The sequence below is a fragment of the Amycolatopsis sp. PSD-21 genome (assembly GCF_055561455.1).
In genome coordinates this window covers 2,529,247-2,549,818 of sequence record NZ_CM145712.1, presented here as the reverse complement: position 1 = coordinate 2,549,818, position 20,572 = coordinate 2,529,247, and the positions used below count along the sequence as shown (strand labels likewise).

Here is a 20,572-nt window from a genome sequence, read left to right as displayed (position 1 = left end):
CGCCGGCGACGAGGGGTCGCTCAGCGCGCGAGCACGCGTTCCAGCAGCCGGGAGGCGGTGATGACCCCGATCAACCTGCCGTCGCGCAGGACCGCGGCGAGCGGGCAGCTCAGCCGGGCCATCACGGCCGCGACCTCGACGAGGTTGTCATCGTGGTCTACGACGGCGAGTTCGGGCGGTCGCGCGGGGAGGAGCTCACCGACAGTCTTGCTGCCCACCTTGTCGGCCAGGCGATCCGCCATGGTTTCCGAAAGGACCGCGGCCAACGCCGGAGCTTCCTGGACGTAGCTCGGCAGCAGAAATTTCACGACGTCCGCAGCGGGCAGGACCGCGCACGGCAGGCCCTCGTCGTCGGTGACGACCAGGCCGGGCAACCGGTGCTCGATCATGAGCCGCGCCGCTTTCAGCACGAGAGAGTCCACGCGCACAACCGGGAAAGTCTCGGCCACCGCGTCCGCGAACATCGCACAAGAATACGTCAAACCGGTCAAATGGGCCAAACCGGTGACAAGGTCGATCTTTACTACACCTTTGCACACTTTTAGGGCATCTTTACGCCCAGGAGTGCCGGGAAGTCTGGTCGGCGGCCTGGCCCACCTCGGGCCGAGGTGGAGGCATGCCTTAGAGCGGAGACCGATGGTCCAGCGTTTCGCCAGAGAACTGCTTTCCGGACTGACAGTGGCCATCGTGGCGCTACCGCTGGCGATCGCTTTCGGGATCACCGCGACCGGTACCTCCGAAGGTGCCCTCGTCGGCCTGTACGGCGCGATCTTCGCGGGTTTCTTCGCCGCGGTGTTCGGGGGGACTCCCGCCCAGGTGACCGGCCCAACCGGCCCGATCACCGTAGTCGCCACTGGGGTGATCGCCGCACATGGGCTCGAAGGCGCGTTCCTCGCGTTCATCATGGCCGGCGCGTTCCAGATCCTGTTCGGACTGTGCCGCCTCGGATCGCTGATCCGCTTCATCCCGCACCCTGTGGTCTCGGGCTTCATGGGCGGTATAGCGTTGATCATCATCCTCGGCGAGCTCGACCAGGTTCAGAAGAGTTTCCTGGTGGTCGCGGTCACGATCGTGCTCATGCTCGTATCGGCGCGGGTGATCAAGTCGGTTCCGGCGAGCCTGATCGCCCTCGTGATCATCACAGCGGCCCTCCCGTTCGCCGAGTCGCTGTTGACGAATCTGCGTATCGGATCGATCTCGCTCAACGGCGCGGTCGATTACATCGGTCAGATCCCGGAATCCATCCCGTCCCTCACCTTCCCGGAGTTCAGCGGGTCTTTGCTGCTCACCCTCGTTCTGCCCGCGCTCAGTATCGCCCTGCTGGGTTCGATCGACTCGTTGCTGACGTCGGTGGTCATGGACAACATCACCGGCCGGCGGCATCGCAGCAACCGGGAGCTGGTCGGGCAGGGGCTCGGCAACATCGCGAGCGGCCTGTTCGGCGGACTGGCCGCCGCGGGGGCGACAGTCCGGTCTGTGGTCAACGTCCGCAGCGGCGGCAAAACCGCGCTGTCTGCCGCGACGCACAGCGTCATCCTGCTCGCGCTGGTCGCGGGCCTCGGGGCGGCCGTCCAGTTCATTCCCCTCGCCGTACTGTCCGGGATCCTGATCCTTACCGCGATCGGCATGTTCGACTGGGAAAGCCTGCGCAAAACCCACGTCGCCCCTCGAGGCGACGTCGTCGTGATGTTCGCGACGATGATCATCACGGTCCTCGTCGACTTGACCATGGCGGTCGCGGTCGGCGTCGCCGTGGCACTTGTCGTGCACTTCGCGCAATCTCGGCGAAGTAAGGCATCCGTCGTCTACGACGAAACGGGCACCTACCATGTCGAAGGCCCTCTGTCGTTCCTCTCCATCGATCGCGTCTTGACCCGGCTGCGGAACAACGAGTCGAAAGTGTCGCTGAGCCTCGAAAACGTCAGCTACATGGACATGTCAGGAGCGAAGGGGTTGCTGACCTTCATCGATCACTCCCACAAGTCCGACGTCGAACTTCACCTCAAAGACCTGCCGCGCCACGTCGAGCATAAACTCGTCGCGCTCGCGAACGCCGATCAGCGCGGCAAGCTCAGAACGGTCGTCAGAGGAGACTCGGCAGCTGCGACCGCGGAACCCGAAGCCGCCGACCGTTCGAGCGAAGGAAAGTCATGACGGCGATCGACGTGCTCCTCAAACGCAACCTCGAACTCGGCGACGCGGTACCGGGTGACCGGCGATCGCCTCGCCCTTCCCTGCAGGTAGCCGTTCTTACTTGCATGGACGCGCGCGTACGTGTGTTCGAGATCTTCGGCCTCGTCCAAGGCGAGTCCCATGTGCTGCGCAACGCCGGCGGTGTGGTCACCGACGACATGATCCGCTCGCTGGCACTCAGCCAGCGAAAACTGGGCACCCGGGAAGTCATGATCGTGCAGCACACGGACTGCGGGCTGTCGCTGGTGACCGAAGACGACTTCAAGGACGAACTGGAAGCCGATACCGGGCTGCGCCCGACGTGGTCGGTCGAAGCCTTCCGGGAGGTCTCCGACAGCGTCCGCCGATCAATGCAACGGGTGAAGCGCTCGGACTTCCTCCTGCACACCGACCACGTTCGCGGCTTCGTCTACGACGTCAAGAGCGGGGCATTGACCGAAATCGAGTAGCGACAGGGCTTCAACGCGGGGCGAGCGCCAGTTCCAGAAGCCGGGACGCCGAGGAGCGTCTTGCCCCGCATGACCGCGGCCGCGACCTCGATGATCGCGTAGTCGGAATTCACCCTCGGCAGCCCAGCAGGCTCGTCGGGAAGGAGTGAACGCACCTTACGGCCGCCCAAATTGTCGGCGACACGATCGACCGTCGACTCGTTCAAGGACGCAAGCGTGCGGCGGGTCGTCCTGAAAGTAGAACGGGACAAGAAGCCGGACCACCTCGGACGCGGGGGCGGGACCGACTGCGGGCGCCCGGTCCGATCAGTGACCCCTGATGCCGGCAAACGGTGTCCGGCGAGGAGCCGCGCCGCATCGAGGGCGCCGGAATCCATGCCCACGACCGGGAATTCCTCGGCCATCTCGGCGGCATGCATGGCGTCACGACTAGGACGTTCGCGCCGGGCCTGCCGGGCTCATCCTTCGCTACTGTCGGATTCTTTTCCGTTCGACAGTCCGGCGTTCACGGCCTCGTCCCGACGGTCTTGCCTCAGGTGGACGAGCCGAAGCGCCGTCATGAGAACGACGAATACGGCGATCAGCGCGAGCGGACCAAGCAGTCCGGACATCGGCTCCCCCATCTCCTTGCGCCTGTGTGACGTGCAGCACACATACCCACAGTACATGAGGCCTCTCAGCCAGTCGCGGGCGAACCATCGCCCGCTTCGGCTTCCAGCCGCGCTCCTCATCAAGTGCGGCATCGTGCTGGGCAGCGTGAACCCCGCCGTCGGCGCGATCGGGCCGACTGGCCGTGCCGTCGCAGCGCGCGCATGGAGCTGGCCCCCTGCGTGGGCGGCTCGTGGACCTTCGCCGGCGCGGGCACCGTCACCGTGGACGCCATCCCAAGGTCTACAAGCAGCGCCACGCCGTCGAATGCGGCATCCTCCACTACTTCGCCCTGACATACGGACCGTCAGATAACGACCGCCAAGAAAGAGCCGGGGGTGAAGCCCTCGCGCACAACCACTTCAGGTGATCCATCGGACCGTCTCTACGAATTCGTAATTATGAGTCATTCCGTGCTGCCTAAACCGAAGTGGCCCGATACGCTGGCGACCGAAGGCTCCGCGCTCCTCCCCCTCGGCGCGGGGCCTTCGTCATTCTCGTCGTCGACACCCTCGGCCAGACGTCGCCGTCCGGCTGACGCACCTCCCGCAGCACCCACCCACTCGCGAGTCACCCGGCTGTATGCGGCTGCGGCCGTCGCGTTGTTTGAGCTTTGGTTGTTCAGTCGCCGGAGACCGATCGTGAACAACACCTGTTCGGTAGATCTGGGGCTCGGCGCCTGTGGAGGTGCTGGGAATGGAGGAGATTCAATGCGTGTGAGGCGAGGAATCTCGGTGACCGCGGCGATGTTGGCGGTGGGGGCGGTGGCGGTAGTGACCGCGGCACCCGCCCAAGCCGCGGTGCTGGAACGGACGTTCGGTCCTAGTGGTGGGTACAGTATTTTCGACCACACCTGTGTTCCACGGCCGGGTAACACCGTCTGGGCCGAACTCAGAGGGAACCCCGCGGGGAACGACAATCACGTCGCGGAAGTGCGGTACAAGAACTTCAGTGGCGCGACGCTGCGGATCTACAGCGCGGTGGTGGGGGCGAACGGCAACCATGTGTACCTGCCGCCGAGAGAGCTCGGTCCGTTCGGTGAAGTGATTTATGGGGTGCACCGGACGTTCCCCGGCAAGATGACCATCTTGGCCGACCAGACGGCGCCTGACTTCGCCATCGAAAACTGCGGTGGGCGAGGCGGCAACAAGCACGTCTTCAGCAGGCCATGATCTCGACGGGTGCCCCATCCCCGTGGTGGGGCACCCGTCCTCACGAACACGGTGGCCGGTACGGCAGGCCAGGCAGGTAATGCTCCCACTGGGCGGCCGTGATGCGCGGATAGGCGGTTCGGCAGATCCGGGCGGCGACGTTGTCCGAGTCCACGTTCCACAGTCGTGCGGTGCGATCTTCGCTGGTGGTCAGCAGCATCCGGCCGTCGTGGCTGAACGCCACCGAGTACACGCGATCGGTGTGCCCCTTCAGAACGGCGACCAGCTCCGGTTCGGCCGCACCTGCCGCCGCTGTCCACAGGCGGGCCGTGTGATCCACTCCGGCAGTGGCCACGGTGTGACCGTTGGGCGAGAACGCGACCCCGCGCACGGCTCCGGTGTGCCCTGCGAGTACCCCCTCGAGAGCGGGCTGTCGAGGATCGGCGATGTTCCACAGTCGCGCCGTGCGATCCAGACCACCGCTGATCAGGCGCTGTCCATCCGGGGCGAACGCCACGTCCTGCACAGTGTCGGTGTGTCGTGCCAGCTCGGCCAGCACGACCGGTTGTCGCGGGTCGGAGACATCCCAGACGAGAATGGTCGACAGCCTTGCCACGGCGAGCACACGACCGTCAGGGCGGAAGGCGATCGCATTGACCGCATCGGTCTTGCCGTCGCCCACCTTGCTCAAGAGCTGCGCGCGAGCCGGATCCGTGGCGTCCCACAGCCACACGTTCCCGTCGTCACTGCCCGCGGCCACTATCCGGCCGGCCGGGGAAAATGCAGTCGCCCGCAGGCTTCTCTCGCCCGAGAGCAAGGAGGGCAGCACTCGCGGCGCCCCCAGAACATCCCACAGCCCGAGGGCACCGTCGATACTGGCCGCGGCGACCGTCGCGCCGTCCGGGCTGTACGCCATCGACTTGAGCGGCCCTGTCGGTCCAGCAAGCTGCGCAATGGGCCTTGGCCGGTAGGGATCGGTGACGTTCCAAAGACCTCCGGTGCCATCCTCGTTGGCGACCACTGCCCGGTCCGCGCCCGGGCTGAACACTCCTGAGGTGACAGCACTGGCATGACCTGTGAGCACCGGCCCGGGAATGTCTGTCAGCAGCGCCGTGTGATCGGCGCTTGCCGAGGCCAGTGTGTGCCCATCCGGGCCGAAGGTCAGCGACCAGACTATGTTGCTGTGCCCGGTGAGTACCGTCATGGGCACCGGGTTCTGGAGGTCGGCGACGTTCCACAGCCGGATCGTGTGATCCCAGCCGGCGGTCGCCACAGTTCGCCCGTCTGGACTGAACGCGACGGCCTGCAGCGGCGACAGGTGACCGCTGAGCGAGGCGAGCCTGCCAGGCCGGACCGGGTCGGTTACGTCGAACAACGCGGGCGAGTGCTCGTATCCGGCTACGGCCAGTGTGCGGCCGTCGGGGCTGAACGCGACCGACTTCACCAGGTCCTGGGCGGTGATCCTGCTCAGTTCGCGCGGCTCTCGGATGTCGGAGAGATCCCAGAGTCGGGCGGTACGGTCGTCGCTGGCGCTCGCTAGGGCCTTCCCGTCCGGCCGGAACACGACAGTCCAGACAGTGTCGGTGTGGCCAGCGAGGTCGGCGAGGTGGGTTGGGTTACGCCGGTCGGCTACGTCCCACAGGCGTACCGCGTGGTCGGCGCCCGCAGTGGCGAGAACGCGTCCGTCCGGGCTCAACCGGGCTTGAAGCAACGCGTCCTTGTGCGCTGTGAAGGTCGACAAGATCACCGGCTTCGCTGGTTCGGAAACGTCCCAGAGTTGGACTCCGCCGTTGTAGGTACCGCTCACCATCGCCTCTCCATCCGGTGTGAATGTCAGCGACTCGACATCCTCAGGCTGCCCGGGCAGCCCGGCGACCAGGACTGGGTGGTTCGGGATGTCCCTTGTCCACAAACGGATCGTCCGGTCGTCGCCACCGGCGGCGAGCAACCGGCCGTCCGGGCTGAACGCCGTCGCGTTGATCTCGTGATCGAGACGGGCGGTGAAGGGATGGGTGAACGAACTGAGCAAGCTGCCTGTGGTCTCGGTGGAAGGCGCCAAGCGGTGTGCAGCGAGACTGAGTTGCGCGGCCAACGGCGGATCGCTCGGCCGCAGTTCGTTCGCTTGAGTGGCCACTTTCTGTGCCAGGGCGAGATTACGCTGGCCGGTCGCTTCATCGCTGGCTCGAAACGCGAAAACGAGCGAAGTGACCATGATCAGCAGCAGCACGCTCAACAGCGCGATCAGCTGCAGCAGGTGCCGTGTCCGGCGACGGGCGAGTCGGCGTTCTCGTGACTCCGCGGCGAGACTGGCGCTCAGGTAGTCCAGCTCGCTGGAACTCAGCGTGCGATCCCCTGACTCCGTCCAGTCCCGGACGGCCGCCAACCGGGCACCGCGATGCAGCGCGCCCTCGTCCCTGTCGACGGCTTCCCAAGCTGCCGCGGCCTGAGTCAGATCGCGATGGACACGCAGACCGTCCCGGTCCTCGTCGAGCCAGGCACGTAATCGAGGCCAGCATCGGATGAGCGCTTCGTGACTGATCTCGACACTGTCTCGCCCGACGCTGAGCAACCGGGCTTCGATCAGCCGGTCCAGAACCACATCGGCCTGTGGTGTATCCAGTTCGTCCGGATGTACCCTGCGCTTGGTGTCCTCGGTGCCCTCCCCCAAAGCACACAACCGGAGAAATACACCGCGCGCCAGCCGTTGCTGTTCCGGCTCCAAGGCGCTGTAGACATTCTCGGCAGTACGGGCCACGGCACGGTCGATACCCCCGACGGCCTCGTAACCGGCGAGAGTAAGGGCGGCGCCGCGCCGACGGCGCCACGTCTCGAGCAGCGCGTGCGACAAGAGGGGCAGCACTCCGGCCAGGCCGGAGGCATCCGCGATCACTCGCGAGACCAGCGCCGTTTCCACAGTGCAGCCCGCACGTACCGCAGGCTGGGTGATCGCCTGGCGCAACTCCTCGGCCGACATCGGACCGACCGGCAGCTGCGCGTCGCGAAATGCCTCGGTCAACGCCGGGAACGTCGTGCAGTGCGCGTAGAAGTCGGCCCGCACGCCCAACACGACGCGGCACCGGCTGCCCTGCGCCATGGCCGCATCGACCAGCTGACCGATGAACGAGGCTCGTTCGCCCTGGTCCGCGCAAAGGGTGAATGTCTCCTCGAACTGATCCACCACCAGGATGATTTCGGCGGACTCAGGCTGTCCGGCCAACGCTTGGCGGGCCAGCCGGTGCCCTGCACGCGGGTCCTCGGCAAGCTCGGCCAGCAGCTGGCCCGGCGTGGTGTTCGTGAGCGCGGCCAGCTGGATCGCCAGTTCCTCCATCGGCCGCGCGCCGGGAGTGAACAGCACCCTCATGCCCGGCCGGTCCCGCAGACGGGCGGACAGCCCCGCCCGCAACAGCGAGGACTTTCCCGCGCCGGAGGCCCCGAACACCGCCACCACGCGATGCTCGCTCAAGTGGTTCAGCAGGGTGTCCAGCAAGCGCTCGCGACCGAAGAACCGGTCCGCATCGGCCTCCTGGAAAGCCTCGAGCCCGACGTACGGTGCGGCGTCGTCATTCGCCTCGGCGGCCACCGCCGATTGCTCCTCAGCCGAGAGCGCATGCCAACGTTCGCGCCACACGTCGACGTCACCGTTACAAGCGCGAACGTAGGCCAACGTCACCGCGAGTCCTGGGAGCTTGCGTCCGGAAGCCGCCTGAGACAAAGTCGCCGCGGAGTAGTGGGCGACCTCGCTGAGCTTGCGGTATGTAGGGCTACCTGCCTCTTTTCTCAGGTTGCGCAGATCCGCGGCGAAGCGGAGTACCTCGCTATCGCCGGCTTTGAGAGGACGTTCAGGACGAGGCACCGATCCCCCTTCGTTGCCATTGGGCGAAGGGATTCTCCCGAAGTCGCCACTGCGGTGTCCACGCAGGGAGACCGGACAACGGCCGCTACCGTGGTCGGCCGATTCCAGCCACGTACGCGAAATGATCGTCTCACCACCGACTGGCTTCGAAATCTGCATTGAGTCGACTATTCGAGAACGATCTCGCAGTGCGCTGGCGAACCTGACGCGTTCGAGGTGCCAGAATGCAGTTCCCCTGCAGCACCCGTATTCAGGTGTCACCGCAGGCTTGCGTAACGTTGGCCGGTCAGAACTACAGGGTGAGAACGGGTTTCGGCATGACGCCAGAACTGCCTGGACGAGCAGGCGCACAAAGAGCGCTGCTCATCGGGGTCGGGGACTTCTCCGCACAGGTTCCCGCAGGCGAAGAACCAGCACTCGACGACTCGGGGTGGCCTCCACTCGATTTCGCCAACGAGGTGACTGCGTCTGTCAGCCATGCTCTGACGAACTTGCAGTACGAAGCAATAACTCTTCACAACCCCGATCGCCACGATTTGGTCGGCGCGATCGATCGCGAGCTCGAGGATGAAGAAGCGTGTCTCGTTGTCCACGTCGTCTCCCATGGCGACATCGGTGACGACGATCAGCGCCTCGATGTGGTCCCGGCCAACGGCCGCCCTGGTCTGGGTACCAACGTCAGCGAGTGGATCTCGACCGCACAGCAACGCCGCGCCCCGGCGTTGTTCCTTCTCGACCTCTGCCGAGCTGGCCGTGCGGCACGCCTACCGTGGCTCGTTGCACGGGCTGGACGCGACGCCAGGGCTTGGGTGATCGCGGGGGCCGGGCCGGACGAAGACGCCTTCGACGGCCGGTTCAGCCGGTCGGTGGCCGAAGTACTGAAACAGCTGGCCGTGGACGGCCTCGGTACCGACCCAAGCAGGCGATACGTTTCGTTCCCGGCGTTCGCGCGGAGGATCGCTGAACGAGTCGAGGCGATGCCAGGGCTGCCTCAACGGGTACACGCTACGCCACTCGATCCCGCACAAGATGTTCCCGAGCTACCGTTCTTCCCCAACCCCCGCTTTGTCGACGACCCGCAGCGCCTGGCACGCCAAGCCATCGAGTCGCCACTGCGCAGCTTCCTCGACGAACTCGACGACGTTTTCGACGCGGAGCATTTCCTCGGCCGGGTCGGTTCGCATTTCGCGGGCCGCCGCCGCCAGCTCCGAGACCTGGCCCGCTGGATGGACGGTGCCGACCCCGGCAGCGGCCTCCGTGTCGTGACCGGAAGCCCTGGAGTAGGGAAGTCCGCCTTGCTCGGAGCGCTGGTCTGCGCCGCGCACCCGGTCCTCGCGGCTGCGGTACCGCACGTACGGTCCCGCCTGGAAGCGGCAGGTTGCCCATCACGCAACCCTTATCTCGGCGCGGTTCACGCACGCCAACGCCGGGTCCCCGAGCTGGTCGACTCGCTGGTCCGGCAGTTCGGCCTGCCTCGCCCGAGCGAAAGCCGCTCCGTCTCGGGGCTGATCACAGAGCTGGCCGGCCTCGCGGTCACGCCGGTCATCGTCGTCGACGCCGTCGACGAGGCCTTGGACCCGAACCGGATGATCAGGGACTTCCTGATGCCTCTCGTCGGTGCGCGGCACCTCGATGACACCCCGGTCTGCAGGCTGCTGGTCGGATTCCGGCCCTGGCAGGAGTTCCAGCTGCTCCGGAAGATCGCCGCGGAGGACCACGGGCTGACGGACCTGGACACCGTCTCTCGCGTCGAACTTCGCTACGACCTCCAGGAGTACCTCCGAACCCGGCTCGCAGACATGCCGGGCTACGACACGGCCGATCAGCGACTTATCCGGGAACACCTCGCCACCACCATCGCCACTCGTCTCGTCGGGCTCCGAAGGAGGTCGGACCAGCCCGCGTGGGGCGCCTTTCTCGTCGCGGGGATGTTCGTGGGGTACCTCGGCCATCTGGCGCCCGTGACTTCCCTCGTCGAGGCCGAGAGACTGGGCGCGACGGCGCCACGCAGTCTGCCTGAAGTCCTGGAACTGGAACTGGGCGCGCGGCCTGATCGCGCCGAGCTCCGCGCGACGCTGGCCGCGGTGGCGCACACAGTCGGTGAAGGTGCTCCCGCCGAGGTCATCGGCTTCCTCGCGGAAGGATTCTGCGCTACAGCCACCGAGGACCGGGTCCGCGCTCTCCTTGACGCTGTCAGGTTCTATCTGCGGACGACGGTCGAACAGGACGGCACGACCCTCTACCGCCTGCTGCACCAGAGTCTCGCTGACTACCTTCGCTTGCGCCCGATGTCCGGCAGCACGGTGGAGGCCGACGGATCAGAAGACCTCGGGGCAGGCTCCGGCCCCGTCTTCGACCGGCTGCTCGGAGCGGTGCGGGCGGGTCGCTGGGGCAGCTGGTCCTCGGTCCCGCCCTATCTTCTCCGCCACGTGATCCACCACGCCATCGAAGCCGGCCGCGTCGACGAGTTGCTTCTCGACATCGAATTTCTCCTCCATGCCGACGGCCGAAGTCTCGTGCCGGAGCTTTACCGCGCGCAGGACACAGCCGCCCGGTTGCGCGGCGACATGTACTTGCAAGCACTCCGGCGCTGGGCGTTCGGTCACGAGCCCCTGGCAGTCCGCCGCTGGGTCCTCGCAGTCGAAGCCGCTCGTCATGGTGACGCGGAGCTAGGGCGACGGATCGCCTCGGACATCCAGTCCGGTGGCTGGATCCCTCGGTGGGCGTCCACCCTGCCCTTCGACGACGAAAGAAGCTGGGCCACCGCGGTCACCTCTTCCAGCGGCGAAAGCGCCGGGATCGTGGTCGCCGCGGGAAGCGACGGCCACGCGTGGCAATTCGACTTGAACACCGGAGAGCGCATCGGCAAGCCCTTCGCAGGGGCATCCGGCGTCGTCTCTTCCGTCGCGCTCGCGGACGTCGACGGCATGCGGTTGGCCGTGACCGGCGGTGCGGACGGATCCGTTCGGGCTTGGGACACCAGGACAGGCGCGCTGGTCGGTTGCACCGACCTGGCCATCGGGTGGATCAACGCGATTACCTGCTCCGAAGTAGGCGGCCGGACAGCGATGATCGTGTGCGGAGACGAATGCGTACGGTTCTGGGACCCCGCCACCGGCGCAGTCCTGGACGCCCCAGCGATCGATCACCGGTGGAGCCGGGCGATCGCTTCGACGAGCATCGATGGGCATCCTGTCGCCGTCACGGTGAGCAACGATCACGCCGTGAGGATCTGGGATCTGACCGACGGGACGCTTGTGCATCCACCGTCGCGGGATCACCGTGACCGGGTTTACGCGGTCGCCTGCACCATGCTGGACGGCGATCCGGTCGCGGTGACCGGCGGGGACGACTACCTGATCCGGCTTTGGAATCTCAGGACCGGCCGCCCCATCGCTGAGCCACTGGCAGGGCACAATGACTGGATCGCCGCCGTCGTGTGCACCGAGATCGACGAACGGCCGACTGCCATCAGCGGCGGGTTCGACCGGGCAGTCCGGGTATGGGATCTCGGTACCGGCCAATGCAGCGAGGTTCTGAAGATGCCCGCGCCGGTATGGGCCCTCGACATCACTCCGGACAACGGTCTCGTGGTCTGTACGGGCCAGGATGTCCTGACCCTCGATCACATCGCGAAAGGGCGCTAATGCTTCAGATCATCGGCGTACATGGCGTCGGAAATCATCGTCCCGGTGAGACGGCGGAGCACGCCGCTCTGCAGCTGTCCACCGTCTGGCGACGGCATCTGTCGGCCCACTTTTCGGCCATCCGATCCATCGATGTCGCCTACTATGCCGACCAGCTGCGAACACCTGGCAGGCAGGGCAGCGACGACCTCGACCACCTTTCCCCGGAAGCCGAGCAGATGCTGCGGGCTTGGCTCGAAAGCCTCGATCTCCCCGTCCAGGGCCGTCAGGGCTGGGGTACCTGGCCACTGCGTCAAGCTCTGTCCTGGGTTGCGGAACGACGCGGGCTGTCCCCACGCCTGGTCACTCTGTTCGTGGCGACCTTCTTCCGGGAAGTCGCGAGCTACCTGAACCCCGACGACGACTCGGCACGAATAGCTGCCCGGGAACGAGTAGTCGACACTCTCCGTTCCAAGCAGGCAAAAGTGGTCATCGCACATTCGCTCGGGTCGGTCGTCGCCTACGAAGCGCTGTGGGAATGTCGCGACGTACAGGTCGACCTGCTGATCACCCTCGGCTCACCACTGGCCTTACCGCATGCGGTCTTCCCTCGGCTGTGCCCGGCCCCGGCAGACGGTCGCGGAGCCCGACCACCTGGCGTAGCCCGGTGGGTGAACCTCGCCGATCCGGGCGATCTGGTGGCTGTACCGCCCTTCGGCGTTTCGCGGCGTTTCGCGGACGTTGACGTCGACGAGCACAGCGTCGCCCATGCCTTTGACTTCCATCTCGTGTCGAACTACCTGTCCTCCGCACGCATGGCTTCGGTATTGACGGAGCACTCACAACGTAGCGGCTGACAGCCCGCGCACGGGCTGCCGTTCTGGCTGGTCGGGTGTACGCAGTCCCGTTGGTCTCGGTGACGCAGACGGCGTCTAAAACTCGTCCACTCGTCCGCTATGGTCGCCTGCCGAATGAACTAGTAAAGGTCGGCTGCGGGGTCTCACCCTCCGTTTCGCTCGACGCCCTCAATGTCACCGTCCACCCCATCCTCTTCTTGAAAGCAGGAGATGACGAGCCAGATGAGCACCAAGAAGACACCGACCGCGAGGTCACTCGTCGTCGCTCCCGGCGCCGGCGTTCCGTCGTTGTAGCCCAGGCCAAAGGGTGCCGCGATCAGCCACAGCCCGAGGGCAGGCGGCAACGACGACCAGCGTGAAGCCGTACGGGGTTCCACCAGCCGCGCGGAACCAATCACTATCAGTGCGATGCCCGCCAACGCGTCATTCCAGACGCCGTCGAATCCAGTCCCCGCGTACTCATGATCGAGCACAAAGGGCGAAAGTGTCAGCCAGACCCCGGCAAGAAACGTACACGCTCCCGCGACAGCAGGCGCCAATCGGTTCGTTTCGCCCGCATCGGCTCTTTTTCGGTCAGTTGTATTCGCTTCGGGAGAACACGACTTCATACCGTGGGAAATCCTGTCGTCCTGCACCCCCGCCCATGCCGACGAGGACCTTCACCCCAGTGTGATTGGTGCCAGAATGCCTTGACCTGACGATTCCCTTGCGATCCACCATCAAATGATCTGAAGCCAGGTCCAAAGTGGACCGTGGTCACGACGTGGTCGTTTGTACGCTCCCCACCGCTTGTGGTGACGACGGAACTGCGCCTGCCACGAGCGGCACTCCTCGACACGTCGACCTCGGGCGGCCTGTGCAAGCGAGGCGGCTCCCCCGGTTCCGTCTACCGGCCCAGCCGCTGGCGGTGGCGAGCGGCCGCTCATGGATGTGCACGGCCCACAGCGATCGTCAGATAGTCGTCAGGTTCACTTCGGCGCTGCCCCGGAAGAATGGCTGGAGAACCGAGGCATCACAGGAGAGCGATGAGCGTGGAGACACCGAAGGCGCAGGACGTCGTCGATGACGTGACCGTCTGGCTGGCCAGCGAGTTCTCGACGAAACTGTCGCCCTTGGCGGTGGGCGCCATCGTCCGCGCTACCCACCGCGACCTCAAGGACCAGATCGTGCCCGAGGCGATCGGCGAGATGCTGCACCGTCTCGCACGCGACCGCATCGCGCGAGTCGTGCGGGTGTTGTGATGCGCTATGAGCAGCACTGTCCGATCGCGCTGGCGGCCGAGGTGGTCGGCGAGCCCTGGACGCTGTTGATCATTCGCGAGCTGCTGAACGGCAGCACCGCGATCACGGATATCGCGGCTGGCGTGCCGGGCATGTCGACCGGTCTGCTGGCCAAACGGCTGCGCAAGCTCGAGGCAACCGGCATCGTGGTGCTTCGCCCCCGTCGGGCCGAGTTGACCGAAGCGGGCCAGGCGCTGGCCGAAGTCGTCGAACCGCTAGGCCGCTGGGGCGCACGGCACCTCCCGCCACCGCGACACGGCGATCTCGACCCTGCCCTCGTTCTCCGTGACGTCGCCCGCGGAATCGACCGTTCCCTGCTTCCACCAGAAGCCGTGTCGATCCACTTCCGGTTCACCGAATCTTCCGGGCCGCGCTGGTGGTGGCTCGTGCTGTCCAGGACGGTCACCGCGGCGACCGTCCACGATCCGAAGCTCCCGCAAACGATGCGAATCGAATGCACGGTCGGCGCCCTCGCCCGGGTCTGGCTCGGCCACGAGGACTGGCTGGACGTCCTGCGGGACAGGGCGATCGTCATCACTGGCCAACGGAACTCCGTACGCCAGGCCATCACTTGGCTCGGCACCAGCCGCTTCGCCGAGAACAGTCCTACCGGTAGCGGTGCGCCGATGCCGTCCTCATAGAACGAACAACGTTGTGTCGCGTAGGTCGCTGAGAGACTTCTCGTCGATGTACACGACGTTCCGGCTCTGGGGCGGGCTCCGGGCGGCTCACCCAAGAATCGAACAACAGGATCACAGCCGCGAACGCGAAGCCCGCACTCGCGAGCACCCACAGATCCAGCACAAGCATGAGAACCGCCACCAAGAGGGCGGGGACCACAGCGATCAGACAGAACGGATCAGGCCTGCCGAGAATCGGACGTGACTTGATTCCAGCCCTCACGGCGCTTCCTCGTTCGATCCGTTTTCCATGAGTTCGAACGCGCGGAGGTCGGCAATCCTCGCTTTCTCCTCGGCCTCCTCTGCGAGTTTCCGATGGCGCAACGCTGCGAAGGCGTCGCCGCGGCGACGAAGCTCTTCCCCTCGCTCCCGGTGGCCCTCGGCGCGCCGGATCGCCGCGTAGGCCCGGTGAATCTCGATCTCCCGCGCCTTCATGCCACGCGGGAACCGCCTGGCCCTGCTCCGATGTTCCGACGCGACGGCCAACTCGTCGTAGGCTCTGTAATAACAGGCGACCACTTCGCCGAGAGCCCGGTGTCTCTGTGCCAGAGCCGGGTCACCAGCCGCCATCGCCTCCGCTGCGCGCTCCAAGTGCTCACCTGCCGCCGAACGTACCCGAGCGGCCTCGACTCGCAAGCGCTTGGCACGCTGGAACCCGCTGTCGACGGTGCCTGCGGGGACAACCGCTCCGCCGGATGCCACCGCCGGCTTCCCCCTGCCCAGGTACGACAGTTCGGTCAGAGCTCTGCTGCGCACGCTGGCTGAGAGACCCATCGCCGTCCTCGTTCAATCGGATAGGGAACGCACGCCGAGCGTGTCATGGAACCCCCAGAACCGACCTGACGAAATCCTTACGATCACACCGTTCAGCGGTCAGCCCGCTTCCATGAGCGACCGCACCGCACGCCTGTCCGCCTCGCCGGCGGCGAGGTCGTGCCGTCGGGCGGCAGCCTCGTCACCGGCCGTTCTGGCCGAGTAGGCCGCGGCGCGTTCGTGATGTGCTTCGGCGCGACGGATCGCGGTGAAAGAACGGTCGATCAGAAGGTTCCACTGTGGAGACTCACGCGGATGGATTTGCGCTCCAGCGCGGGCTTCGGCGGCGTTGGCGAGTTCGTGATAGGCGAATCCGTGGTGCGCGGCGACTTCGCCGAGCAGACGCTGGGACTTGGCCCGTGTGAACGCGTCCGGCTCTCCGCTCGCTTCGATCTCCGCGGCCAATGTTCGATGTCCGTCCGCGATGGCCCAGGCCCGGTCCGCGTCGTCGCGCAGCCGTCGCACCCTGGGGTGAAGTTCCGCCCGCGAGGTGGTGTCGGCTTGTGCTGCGAGCACGTCGGTGGTCATGGGCGTTTCCTCCCGTGTTTTCGGTGAGCGTGTTTCCACCCTGACACGAATCGGGGACCCTGAAACTGACGACTGCCTTACGATCGAAGACTGTTAGCCTGGCAGTCGGAAGGAGATACCGACTGTGCCCACTCGTGTTCTTCTCGTCGAGGACGACGCGATGATCAGCGAGGCACTGAGCCTCGCGCTGGCCGACGAGGGCTTCGACGTCGACTGTGCGGAAACCGGCGAAGACGGGCTCGAACTGCTCGCGGACGGCCGATTCGACGTCGTCCTGCTCGATCTCATGCTGCCGGGCATCGACGGACTCACCGTCTGCCGGTCCGTGCGCGAACAAGGTGCACTGCCGATCATCGTGATCACCGCCCGCGCGGACACCCAGGACGTCATCGCGGGGCTCGAAGCCGGCGCGGACGACTATGTCACCAAACCGCTGGTGGCCGGTGAACTCGCGGCCAGGATCCGCGCCCTGCTCCGCCGCGCGGCGCCACCTCCTCCGGCCCGGATCACCGTGGGCGGCCTGGAAATCCAGCCCGACGAGGAAACAGTGCATCGTGCCGGCCGCCGCGTGCATCTGACCCGCACCGAATTCCGTCTTCTCGCCGAACTGGCCACCGCCGAGGGCAGGGTCGTCACCAGAGAACAGCTGCTTCAGCGAGTGTGGGGTCACGACTACTTCGGCGACACGAGGCTCCTGGATGTCCACATCAGACGGCTACGTCGCAAGGTCGAGTCCGATCCCGACAATCCGAGCCTGGTGCTGACCGTGCGCGGACGCGGCTATCAAATCAGTCCCGGATCATGACCCGCGCGGGGTTCGGGGCGGCGTTGCGGCGGCTTTCCCTGCGCTGGCGCGTGGCAGGCGCGTTCGGCCTCGGCCTGGCGGTGGTCATGACCGTGCTCGGGGTCGCGACCTGGAACCTGACCACGGGCTACATGCTCGACCAGCGCGAGCAAAGCACCTTGCGGCAATCGGAGGTCAATGTCGGGCTCGTCAACAAGGCATTGGCCGAACACTCCGACAACCTCACCGAACTCCTGACCGGCCTCGCCAGCGGCCCGGACTCGTCGATCCTCCTGTCCCGGCCCGACGGCTGGCTCACCAGCGGCCGGCAGATCGAGCCCAGCGTCATTCCGGCCGCCCTGCTGAAGAGCGCGCGTGACGGCGTCGCCGCCCGGCAACGGTTCACCGCCGACGGCATCCCCGTGCTCGCCATCGCGACCCCGGTGGGAAGCGGCGACAGTATCTACGTCGAGCTGTACCCGCTCTTGGAATTGGACCGAACCTTCCGCTATCTCAGCATCCTGCTGATCACCGGCACCGTGGCGGCCGCGCTCTTCGGAGTCGCACTCGGTGCCTGGACCACCAAGCGCGCCCTGCGACCGCTCTCCGTACTCCGCGGAGCCGCCGCCCGTGTCGCACGCGGTGACCTGACGACCCGGCTGCCTCACCAGGACGACCCCGACCTCGCGCCGCTCGCCACGAGCTTCAACACCACGACCGAGCAACTCGAACAACGAGTCCGCCGCGACAAACGCTTCGCCGCCGACGTCAGCCACGAACTCCGCTCACCCCTCACCACCATGGTCAACGTCACCCAGGTCATGACCCGCCGCCAGGACACCATGGACCCGACCGCCCGCAAAGCACTGGGACTGCTCGACGCGGAACTGCACCGCTTCCAAGGCATGGTCGTCGACCTACTGGAAATCTCCCGCGCCGACCAGGACGACATCACCGACACCGCCGAACTGGTGGACCTCGACGACCTCCTGCGCAACATCCTCGACAGCAGAGGTACTTCCGAGTCGATCCTCGACAGCGATCCGGACACACCACTCGTCTCCGCCGACCGCCGCCGCATCGACCGGGTCGTCACCAATCTGCTCGACAACGCCGACCGCTACGGCGGAGGCGCCGTAGCGGTGATCCTACGGCGACGCGGTGCCTATGCGAGGTTCGAAGTCGACGACGCCGGCAGTGGCGTTCCACCCGCTCTGCGGGAACGCATCTTCGAACGCTTCGCCCGCGGCCTGCACGCCGGCCGACGCGACCGCGACACCGGCAACGGCCTCGGCCTGGCCATCGTCGCCGACCACGTCCACCGCCACGGCGGCACCGTCTGGGTCGAAGACCGGCCCGGCGGCGGCGCCCGATTCGTCGTCGAACTCCCGGAGGCGGCCACATGAAGCACCGCACGATCATCCTCGTCACGCTCGCCCTCTTACTCAGCGGCTGCGGTGTGACAGACCAGGACGAACCCGAGCCGATCACCACACTCGCGCCCAGCACCACCCCGACGGTCTCAAGCCGTTCGGTTCCACCCACGTTGCCGCCGAGTCCCGCTCAATCGTCAGGCACTCGTCAGGTGCAGTCCCCCGCGTCGCCGACACAATGAGGATGTCGTCGAACAGGAGGAGAGGGACATGGCCGCCCACGAGCACCAGATCGACGGCATCACCGACGAAGTACGACAATGGCTTTCCCGCGAGTTCGCCCCCTCCTTATCCGAAGCCGCCGTCAACGACATCGTGTGCACCGCCCACGCCGAACTCGACGGCCAAATCAGGCCCGACACCATGGGCGAAATGCTCCACCGACTCGCCCGATTCCGCGTGCTCCGCGCACTCGGAACTCAATGAAGTCCTACGGTGTGCAACCCCGCGAGGTTTCGCCAGACCGTCAACGGCCAGCTCGCCACGGACACGAAAATGACGACCGCGAGCGGAAACGTTTACCCTCGCCCCAAAACCCGGCGTGACAGCAACCTCGAAAATGCGAACGGCAACTCCGTCTGCAGTCCGTCGGCGACCATTTACCAGTTGACATGCTGATGAAGTGTCAGCTTCCAGCCATCGTCACGACGAACGTAGACGCTGCTCACCCGGGCCGAATAGGGAACCCCGTCCTTGGTGGCGGCGACCCGATAGTTGACCGCGCCTACGACAAGACTGAGTCTTGCGGAACTCAGGCCACCGAGAGTGCATTCCTTCCACTGTGCCTCACACAAGGCGACCAAAGCCGCTTCGCGCTGCTGGATGGTTTCCGGCCGATCAGGAGAAGAACAACGCGGTCGTCGAGCACGTCCTCGTAAAACGACCGCGCGGCGGCCGGTTTGTCCGCGAGTACACGCCAGGCACGTTGCTCCAATCCCGTCAGCGCGTCCATGACTGTCACTTCATAGTCGCGCAGCGCAATACGCTCGGCCAGGGCTCACCGTATAGCCCGCTTCACGATTCATGCCCGAGCCTCGTCGCTATGTCGTGGCCCGCACCTCCGAGCCGTCGCGTCTCCGTTCGCCGGCGTGCGCCGGACGGCGATCAGTATCCCGCAGACCGAAGTTGGCGAACCTGACAATCACCTTACGATTGGGCGGCCGCGTACTCGGCGAGCCCTACGACGGCTTTCGTCATCGCACGCTGAACTTGTCTTTCCGAAGATCGGAGCCCTACTCCACGTACGGAGTACGTTCCCTGCCAACGGATCCGGGTGCCCCCACCAGGGATCTCATGGAGTTCGACCGTCGCTTGGTGGGCCGCCATGTGCGAGCCTTCCAAGGTCTCATAGGCGAACCGTCTCCCGGGCGTCAAACTGGTAATTCGTTCTCGGATCACAGACCGGCGCACCCGAAAAGCCCGGGTAGCACCGACTTTGTCGCGCCCGTTCGGCGAGAGGCCGGCAGAGGAACCGAGGTCCAGCTCACCGTGGCCCGACCAGGCGGGCCACGTCCTCGGGTCCAGCAACAATGCCCACACGACCGCCGGCGGCGCTGCCGATTCAGCCAGAACGTCGTACGACCGCACTGCAGGAACCTCCAGGAAAGGCGACTGTGACGAACCCGGATCGTGCCACAGGTCGCGCCTGACGGTAAGCCGATTGACCCACATCGGCCCTGAGCGTCCATTATGGATAGATGCATGATTGGGCATGCCCAACTAGATCTCTTCAGCTCAACTGCGGCGCCGATCAGCTATTGCAGAGGGCAGATTCTACTTCGATGTGAACAGTCCGATAACTCGTATGCACACCCGTGCTAAGGGGTCTCGCACCCCAGCGCGGGACGACCAGGGCCCACTCCGAGCAGGCGCCGCCCGCATACGCCGGTTCGTGGCCTGAACGCGACGAGCGAAAGTTGCAGTGTCAAACGACGGCACGCGGCATCCGCACGCGGTCGTAGTTCCACCGAGCAGGCCGCTGAGCACCGGACCAAGGATAGGCAGCAGCATTCGAAACCGGAGATGCGACTGACACCGATGCCTCCGGCATCGGTGTCAGCACGCTCACCGCAAGCTTGGCCTCAGATGGTCAGTGCACCGGCTGGGGATAATGCTCGTTCTGGGTAGCGAAGGGGTGTTCCGTGTCGCGTGGTGTTCCGTTGCGGTCGGTGGAGCGCGATTTGATCGCGTTTGGGTTAAGGCAGGGGAAGTCGTTCATTCCGAGCTTGCTTATCGCCGGGGTGCTCTGACCGTCATCACCGTATTGCACACAGGAAC

17 protein-coding genes are annotated in these 20,572 nt (G+C 65.8%); 11 read left to right on the top strand and 6 right to left on the bottom strand.

What is annotated here, in order from left to right:
* Positions 1 to 20: 20 nt before the first annotated feature.
* Positions 21 to 410 carry a CBS domain-containing protein gene (locus tag ACZ1DY_RS12365; RefSeq protein ID WP_465484403.1) on the bottom strand — a complete coding sequence of 130 codons (390 nt, stop codon included), beginning with the start codon at positions 408 to 410 and terminating at the stop codon, positions 21 to 23.
* Between ACZ1DY_RS12365 and ACZ1DY_RS12360 the strand changes: the two genes are divergently transcribed.
* The 4 genes from ACZ1DY_RS12360 to ACZ1DY_RS12345 all read left to right on the top strand — a co-directional run bounded on the left by ACZ1DY_RS12360 (position 388) and on the right by ACZ1DY_RS12345 (position 4,462).
* Positions 388 to 2,154, top strand: a complete 1,767-nt coding sequence (locus ACZ1DY_RS12360; RefSeq protein ID WP_465484402.1) for a SulP family inorganic anion transporter — start codon at positions 388 to 390, stop codon at positions 2,152 to 2,154. The genes ACZ1DY_RS12365 and ACZ1DY_RS12360 overlap by 23 nt on opposite strands.
* Positions 2,151 to 2,642, top strand: coding sequence for a beta-class carbonic anhydrase (locus ACZ1DY_RS12355; RefSeq protein ID WP_465484401.1), 492 nt, complete (start codon positions 2,151 to 2,153; stop codon positions 2,640 to 2,642). Before ACZ1DY_RS12360 ends, ACZ1DY_RS12355 begins: the two co-directional genes overlap by 4 nt.
* A 332-nt stretch (positions 2,643 to 2,974) precedes the next feature.
* Positions 2,975 to 3,283 (top strand): hypothetical protein, encoded by a 309-nt coding sequence (locus ACZ1DY_RS12350; RefSeq protein WP_465484400.1) that lies wholly within the window; start codon positions 2,975 to 2,977, stop codon positions 3,281 to 3,283.
* A gap of 741 nt (positions 3,284 to 4,024) precedes the next feature.
* On the top strand, positions 4,025 to 4,462 hold the full coding sequence (locus ACZ1DY_RS12345; protein WP_465484399.1) for a hypothetical protein: 438 nt from the start codon (positions 4,025 to 4,027) through the stop codon (positions 4,460 to 4,462).
* A gap of 40 nt (positions 4,463 to 4,502) precedes the next feature.
* Here ACZ1DY_RS12345 and ACZ1DY_RS12340 read toward each other — a convergent pair whose 3' ends face one another.
* Complete coding sequence (locus ACZ1DY_RS12340) at positions 4,503 to 8,453, bottom strand: nSTAND1 domain-containing NTPase (RefSeq protein WP_465484398.1); 3,951 nt, start codon at positions 8,451 to 8,453, stop codon at positions 4,503 to 4,505.
* 158 nt (positions 8,454 to 8,611) lie between these two features.
* Between ACZ1DY_RS12340 and ACZ1DY_RS12335 the strand changes: the two genes are divergently transcribed.
* Positions 8,612 to 11,941: an AAA family ATPase gene (locus ACZ1DY_RS12335; RefSeq protein WP_465484397.1), complete on the top strand. Its 3,330-nt coding sequence runs from the start codon at positions 8,612 to 8,614 to the stop codon at positions 11,939 to 11,941.
* Complete coding sequence (locus ACZ1DY_RS12330) at positions 11,941 to 12,777, top strand: serine peptidase (RefSeq protein ID WP_465484396.1); 837 nt, start codon at positions 11,941 to 11,943, stop codon at positions 12,775 to 12,777. The genes ACZ1DY_RS12335 and ACZ1DY_RS12330 overlap by 1 nt, the downstream gene beginning before the upstream one ends.
* A gap of 143 nt (positions 12,778 to 12,920) precedes the next feature.
* Here the strand turns inward: ACZ1DY_RS12330 and ACZ1DY_RS12325 are convergent, their stop codons facing one another.
* Complete coding sequence (locus ACZ1DY_RS12325; protein WP_465484395.1) at positions 12,921 to 13,412, bottom strand: SPW repeat domain-containing protein; 492 nt, start codon at positions 13,410 to 13,412, stop codon at positions 12,921 to 12,923.
* Between the two features lie 390 nt (positions 13,413 to 13,802).
* Here ACZ1DY_RS12325 and ACZ1DY_RS12320 point away from each other — a divergent pair, with 390 nt between their 5' ends.
* Both ACZ1DY_RS12320 and ACZ1DY_RS12315 read left to right on the top strand, forming a co-directional pair.
* Entirely contained in the window at positions 13,803 to 14,018 is a 216-nt protein-coding gene (locus tag ACZ1DY_RS12320) for a hypothetical protein (protein WP_465484394.1), read from the top strand.
* On the top strand, positions 14,018 to 14,698 hold the full coding sequence (locus tag ACZ1DY_RS12315; protein ID WP_465484393.1) for a winged helix-turn-helix transcriptional regulator: 681 nt from the start codon (positions 14,018 to 14,020) through the stop codon (positions 14,696 to 14,698). The genes ACZ1DY_RS12320 and ACZ1DY_RS12315 overlap by 1 nt, the downstream gene beginning before the upstream one ends.
* A gap of 258 nt (positions 14,699 to 14,956) precedes the next feature.
* Here ACZ1DY_RS12315 and ACZ1DY_RS12310 read toward each other — a convergent pair whose 3' ends face one another.
* Together ACZ1DY_RS12310 and ACZ1DY_RS12305 are read right to left on the bottom strand one after the other, a co-directional pair.
* The gene (locus ACZ1DY_RS12310; protein ID WP_465484392.1) at positions 14,957 to 15,511 is read right to left on the bottom strand and encodes a hypothetical protein; all 555 of its coding nucleotides are present in this window, start codon (positions 15,509 to 15,511) and stop codon (positions 14,957 to 14,959) included.
* Between the two features lie 99 nt (positions 15,512 to 15,610).
* Positions 15,611 to 16,078, bottom strand: coding sequence for a hypothetical protein (locus ACZ1DY_RS12305; protein ID WP_465484391.1), 468 nt, complete (start codon positions 16,076 to 16,078; stop codon positions 15,611 to 15,613).
* Positions 16,079 to 16,202: 124 nt separating this feature from the next.
* On the opposite strand from ACZ1DY_RS12305, the gene ACZ1DY_RS12300 reads away from it, so the two are divergent.
* The 3 genes from ACZ1DY_RS12300 (at position 16,203) to ACZ1DY_RS12290 (ending at position 18,721) form a co-directional block, all read left to right on the top strand.
* Positions 16,203 to 16,883, top strand: coding sequence for a response regulator (locus ACZ1DY_RS12300; RefSeq protein WP_465484390.1), 681 nt, complete (start codon positions 16,203 to 16,205; stop codon positions 16,881 to 16,883).
* On the top strand, positions 16,880 to 18,268 hold the full coding sequence (locus tag ACZ1DY_RS12295) for a sensor histidine kinase (protein WP_465484389.1): 1,389 nt from the start codon (positions 16,880 to 16,882) through the stop codon (positions 18,266 to 18,268). Before ACZ1DY_RS12300 ends, ACZ1DY_RS12295 begins: the two co-directional genes overlap by 4 nt.
* 237 nt (positions 18,269 to 18,505) lie before the next feature.
* Positions 18,506 to 18,721, top strand: coding sequence for a hypothetical protein (locus tag ACZ1DY_RS12290; protein ID WP_465484388.1), 216 nt, complete (start codon positions 18,506 to 18,508; stop codon positions 18,719 to 18,721).
* 720 nt (positions 18,722 to 19,441) lie between these two features.
* Here the strand turns inward: ACZ1DY_RS12290 and ACZ1DY_RS12285 are convergent.
* Positions 19,442 to 19,966 carry an SRPBCC family protein gene (locus ACZ1DY_RS12285; RefSeq protein WP_465484387.1) on the bottom strand — a complete coding sequence of 175 codons (525 nt, stop codon included), beginning with the start codon at positions 19,964 to 19,966 and terminating at the stop codon, positions 19,442 to 19,444.
* Positions 19,967 to 20,572 lie beyond the last annotated feature (606 nt).

What these genes read in the sequence shown, in the direction of transcription:
- ACZ1DY_RS12360 (WP_465484402.1), top strand. Translation starts at nt 388, where the DNA reads ATGAGCCGCGCCGCTTTCAGCACGAGAGAGTCCACGCGCACAACCGGG.
- ACZ1DY_RS12355 (WP_465484401.1), top strand. Translation starts at nt 2,151, where the DNA reads ATGACGGCGATCGACGTGCTCCTCAAACGCAACCTCGAACTCGGCGAC.
- ACZ1DY_RS12340 (WP_465484398.1), bottom strand. Translation starts at nt 8,453, where the DNA reads ATGCAGATTTCGAAGCCAGTCGGTGGTGAGACGATCATTTCGCGTACG.
- ACZ1DY_RS12335 (WP_465484397.1), top strand. Translation starts at nt 8,612, where the DNA reads ATGACGCCAGAACTGCCTGGACGAGCAGGCGCACAAAGAGCGCTGCTC.
- ACZ1DY_RS12330 (WP_465484396.1), top strand. Translation starts at nt 11,941, where the DNA reads ATGCTTCAGATCATCGGCGTACATGGCGTCGGAAATCATCGTCCCGGT.
- ACZ1DY_RS12320 (WP_465484394.1), top strand. Translation starts at nt 13,803, where the DNA reads ATGAGCGTGGAGACACCGAAGGCGCAGGACGTCGTCGATGACGTGACC.
- ACZ1DY_RS12315 (WP_465484393.1), top strand. Translation starts at nt 14,018, where the DNA reads ATGCGCTATGAGCAGCACTGTCCGATCGCGCTGGCGGCCGAGGTGGTC.
- ACZ1DY_RS12310 (WP_465484392.1), bottom strand. Translation starts at nt 15,511, where the DNA reads ATGGGTCTCTCAGCCAGCGTGCGCAGCAGAGCTCTGACCGAACTGTCG.
- ACZ1DY_RS12305 (WP_465484391.1), bottom strand. Translation starts at nt 16,078, where the DNA reads ATGACCACCGACGTGCTCGCAGCACAAGCCGACACCACCTCGCGGGCG.
- ACZ1DY_RS12295 (WP_465484389.1), top strand. Translation starts at nt 16,880, where the DNA reads ATGACCCGCGCGGGGTTCGGGGCGGCGTTGCGGCGGCTTTCCCTGCGC.
- ACZ1DY_RS12290 (WP_465484388.1), top strand. Translation starts at nt 18,506, where the DNA reads ATGGCCGCCCACGAGCACCAGATCGACGGCATCACCGACGAAGTACGA.
- ACZ1DY_RS12285 (WP_465484387.1), bottom strand. Translation starts at nt 19,966, where the DNA reads ATGTGGGTCAATCGGCTTACCGTCAGGCGCGACCTGTGGCACGATCCG.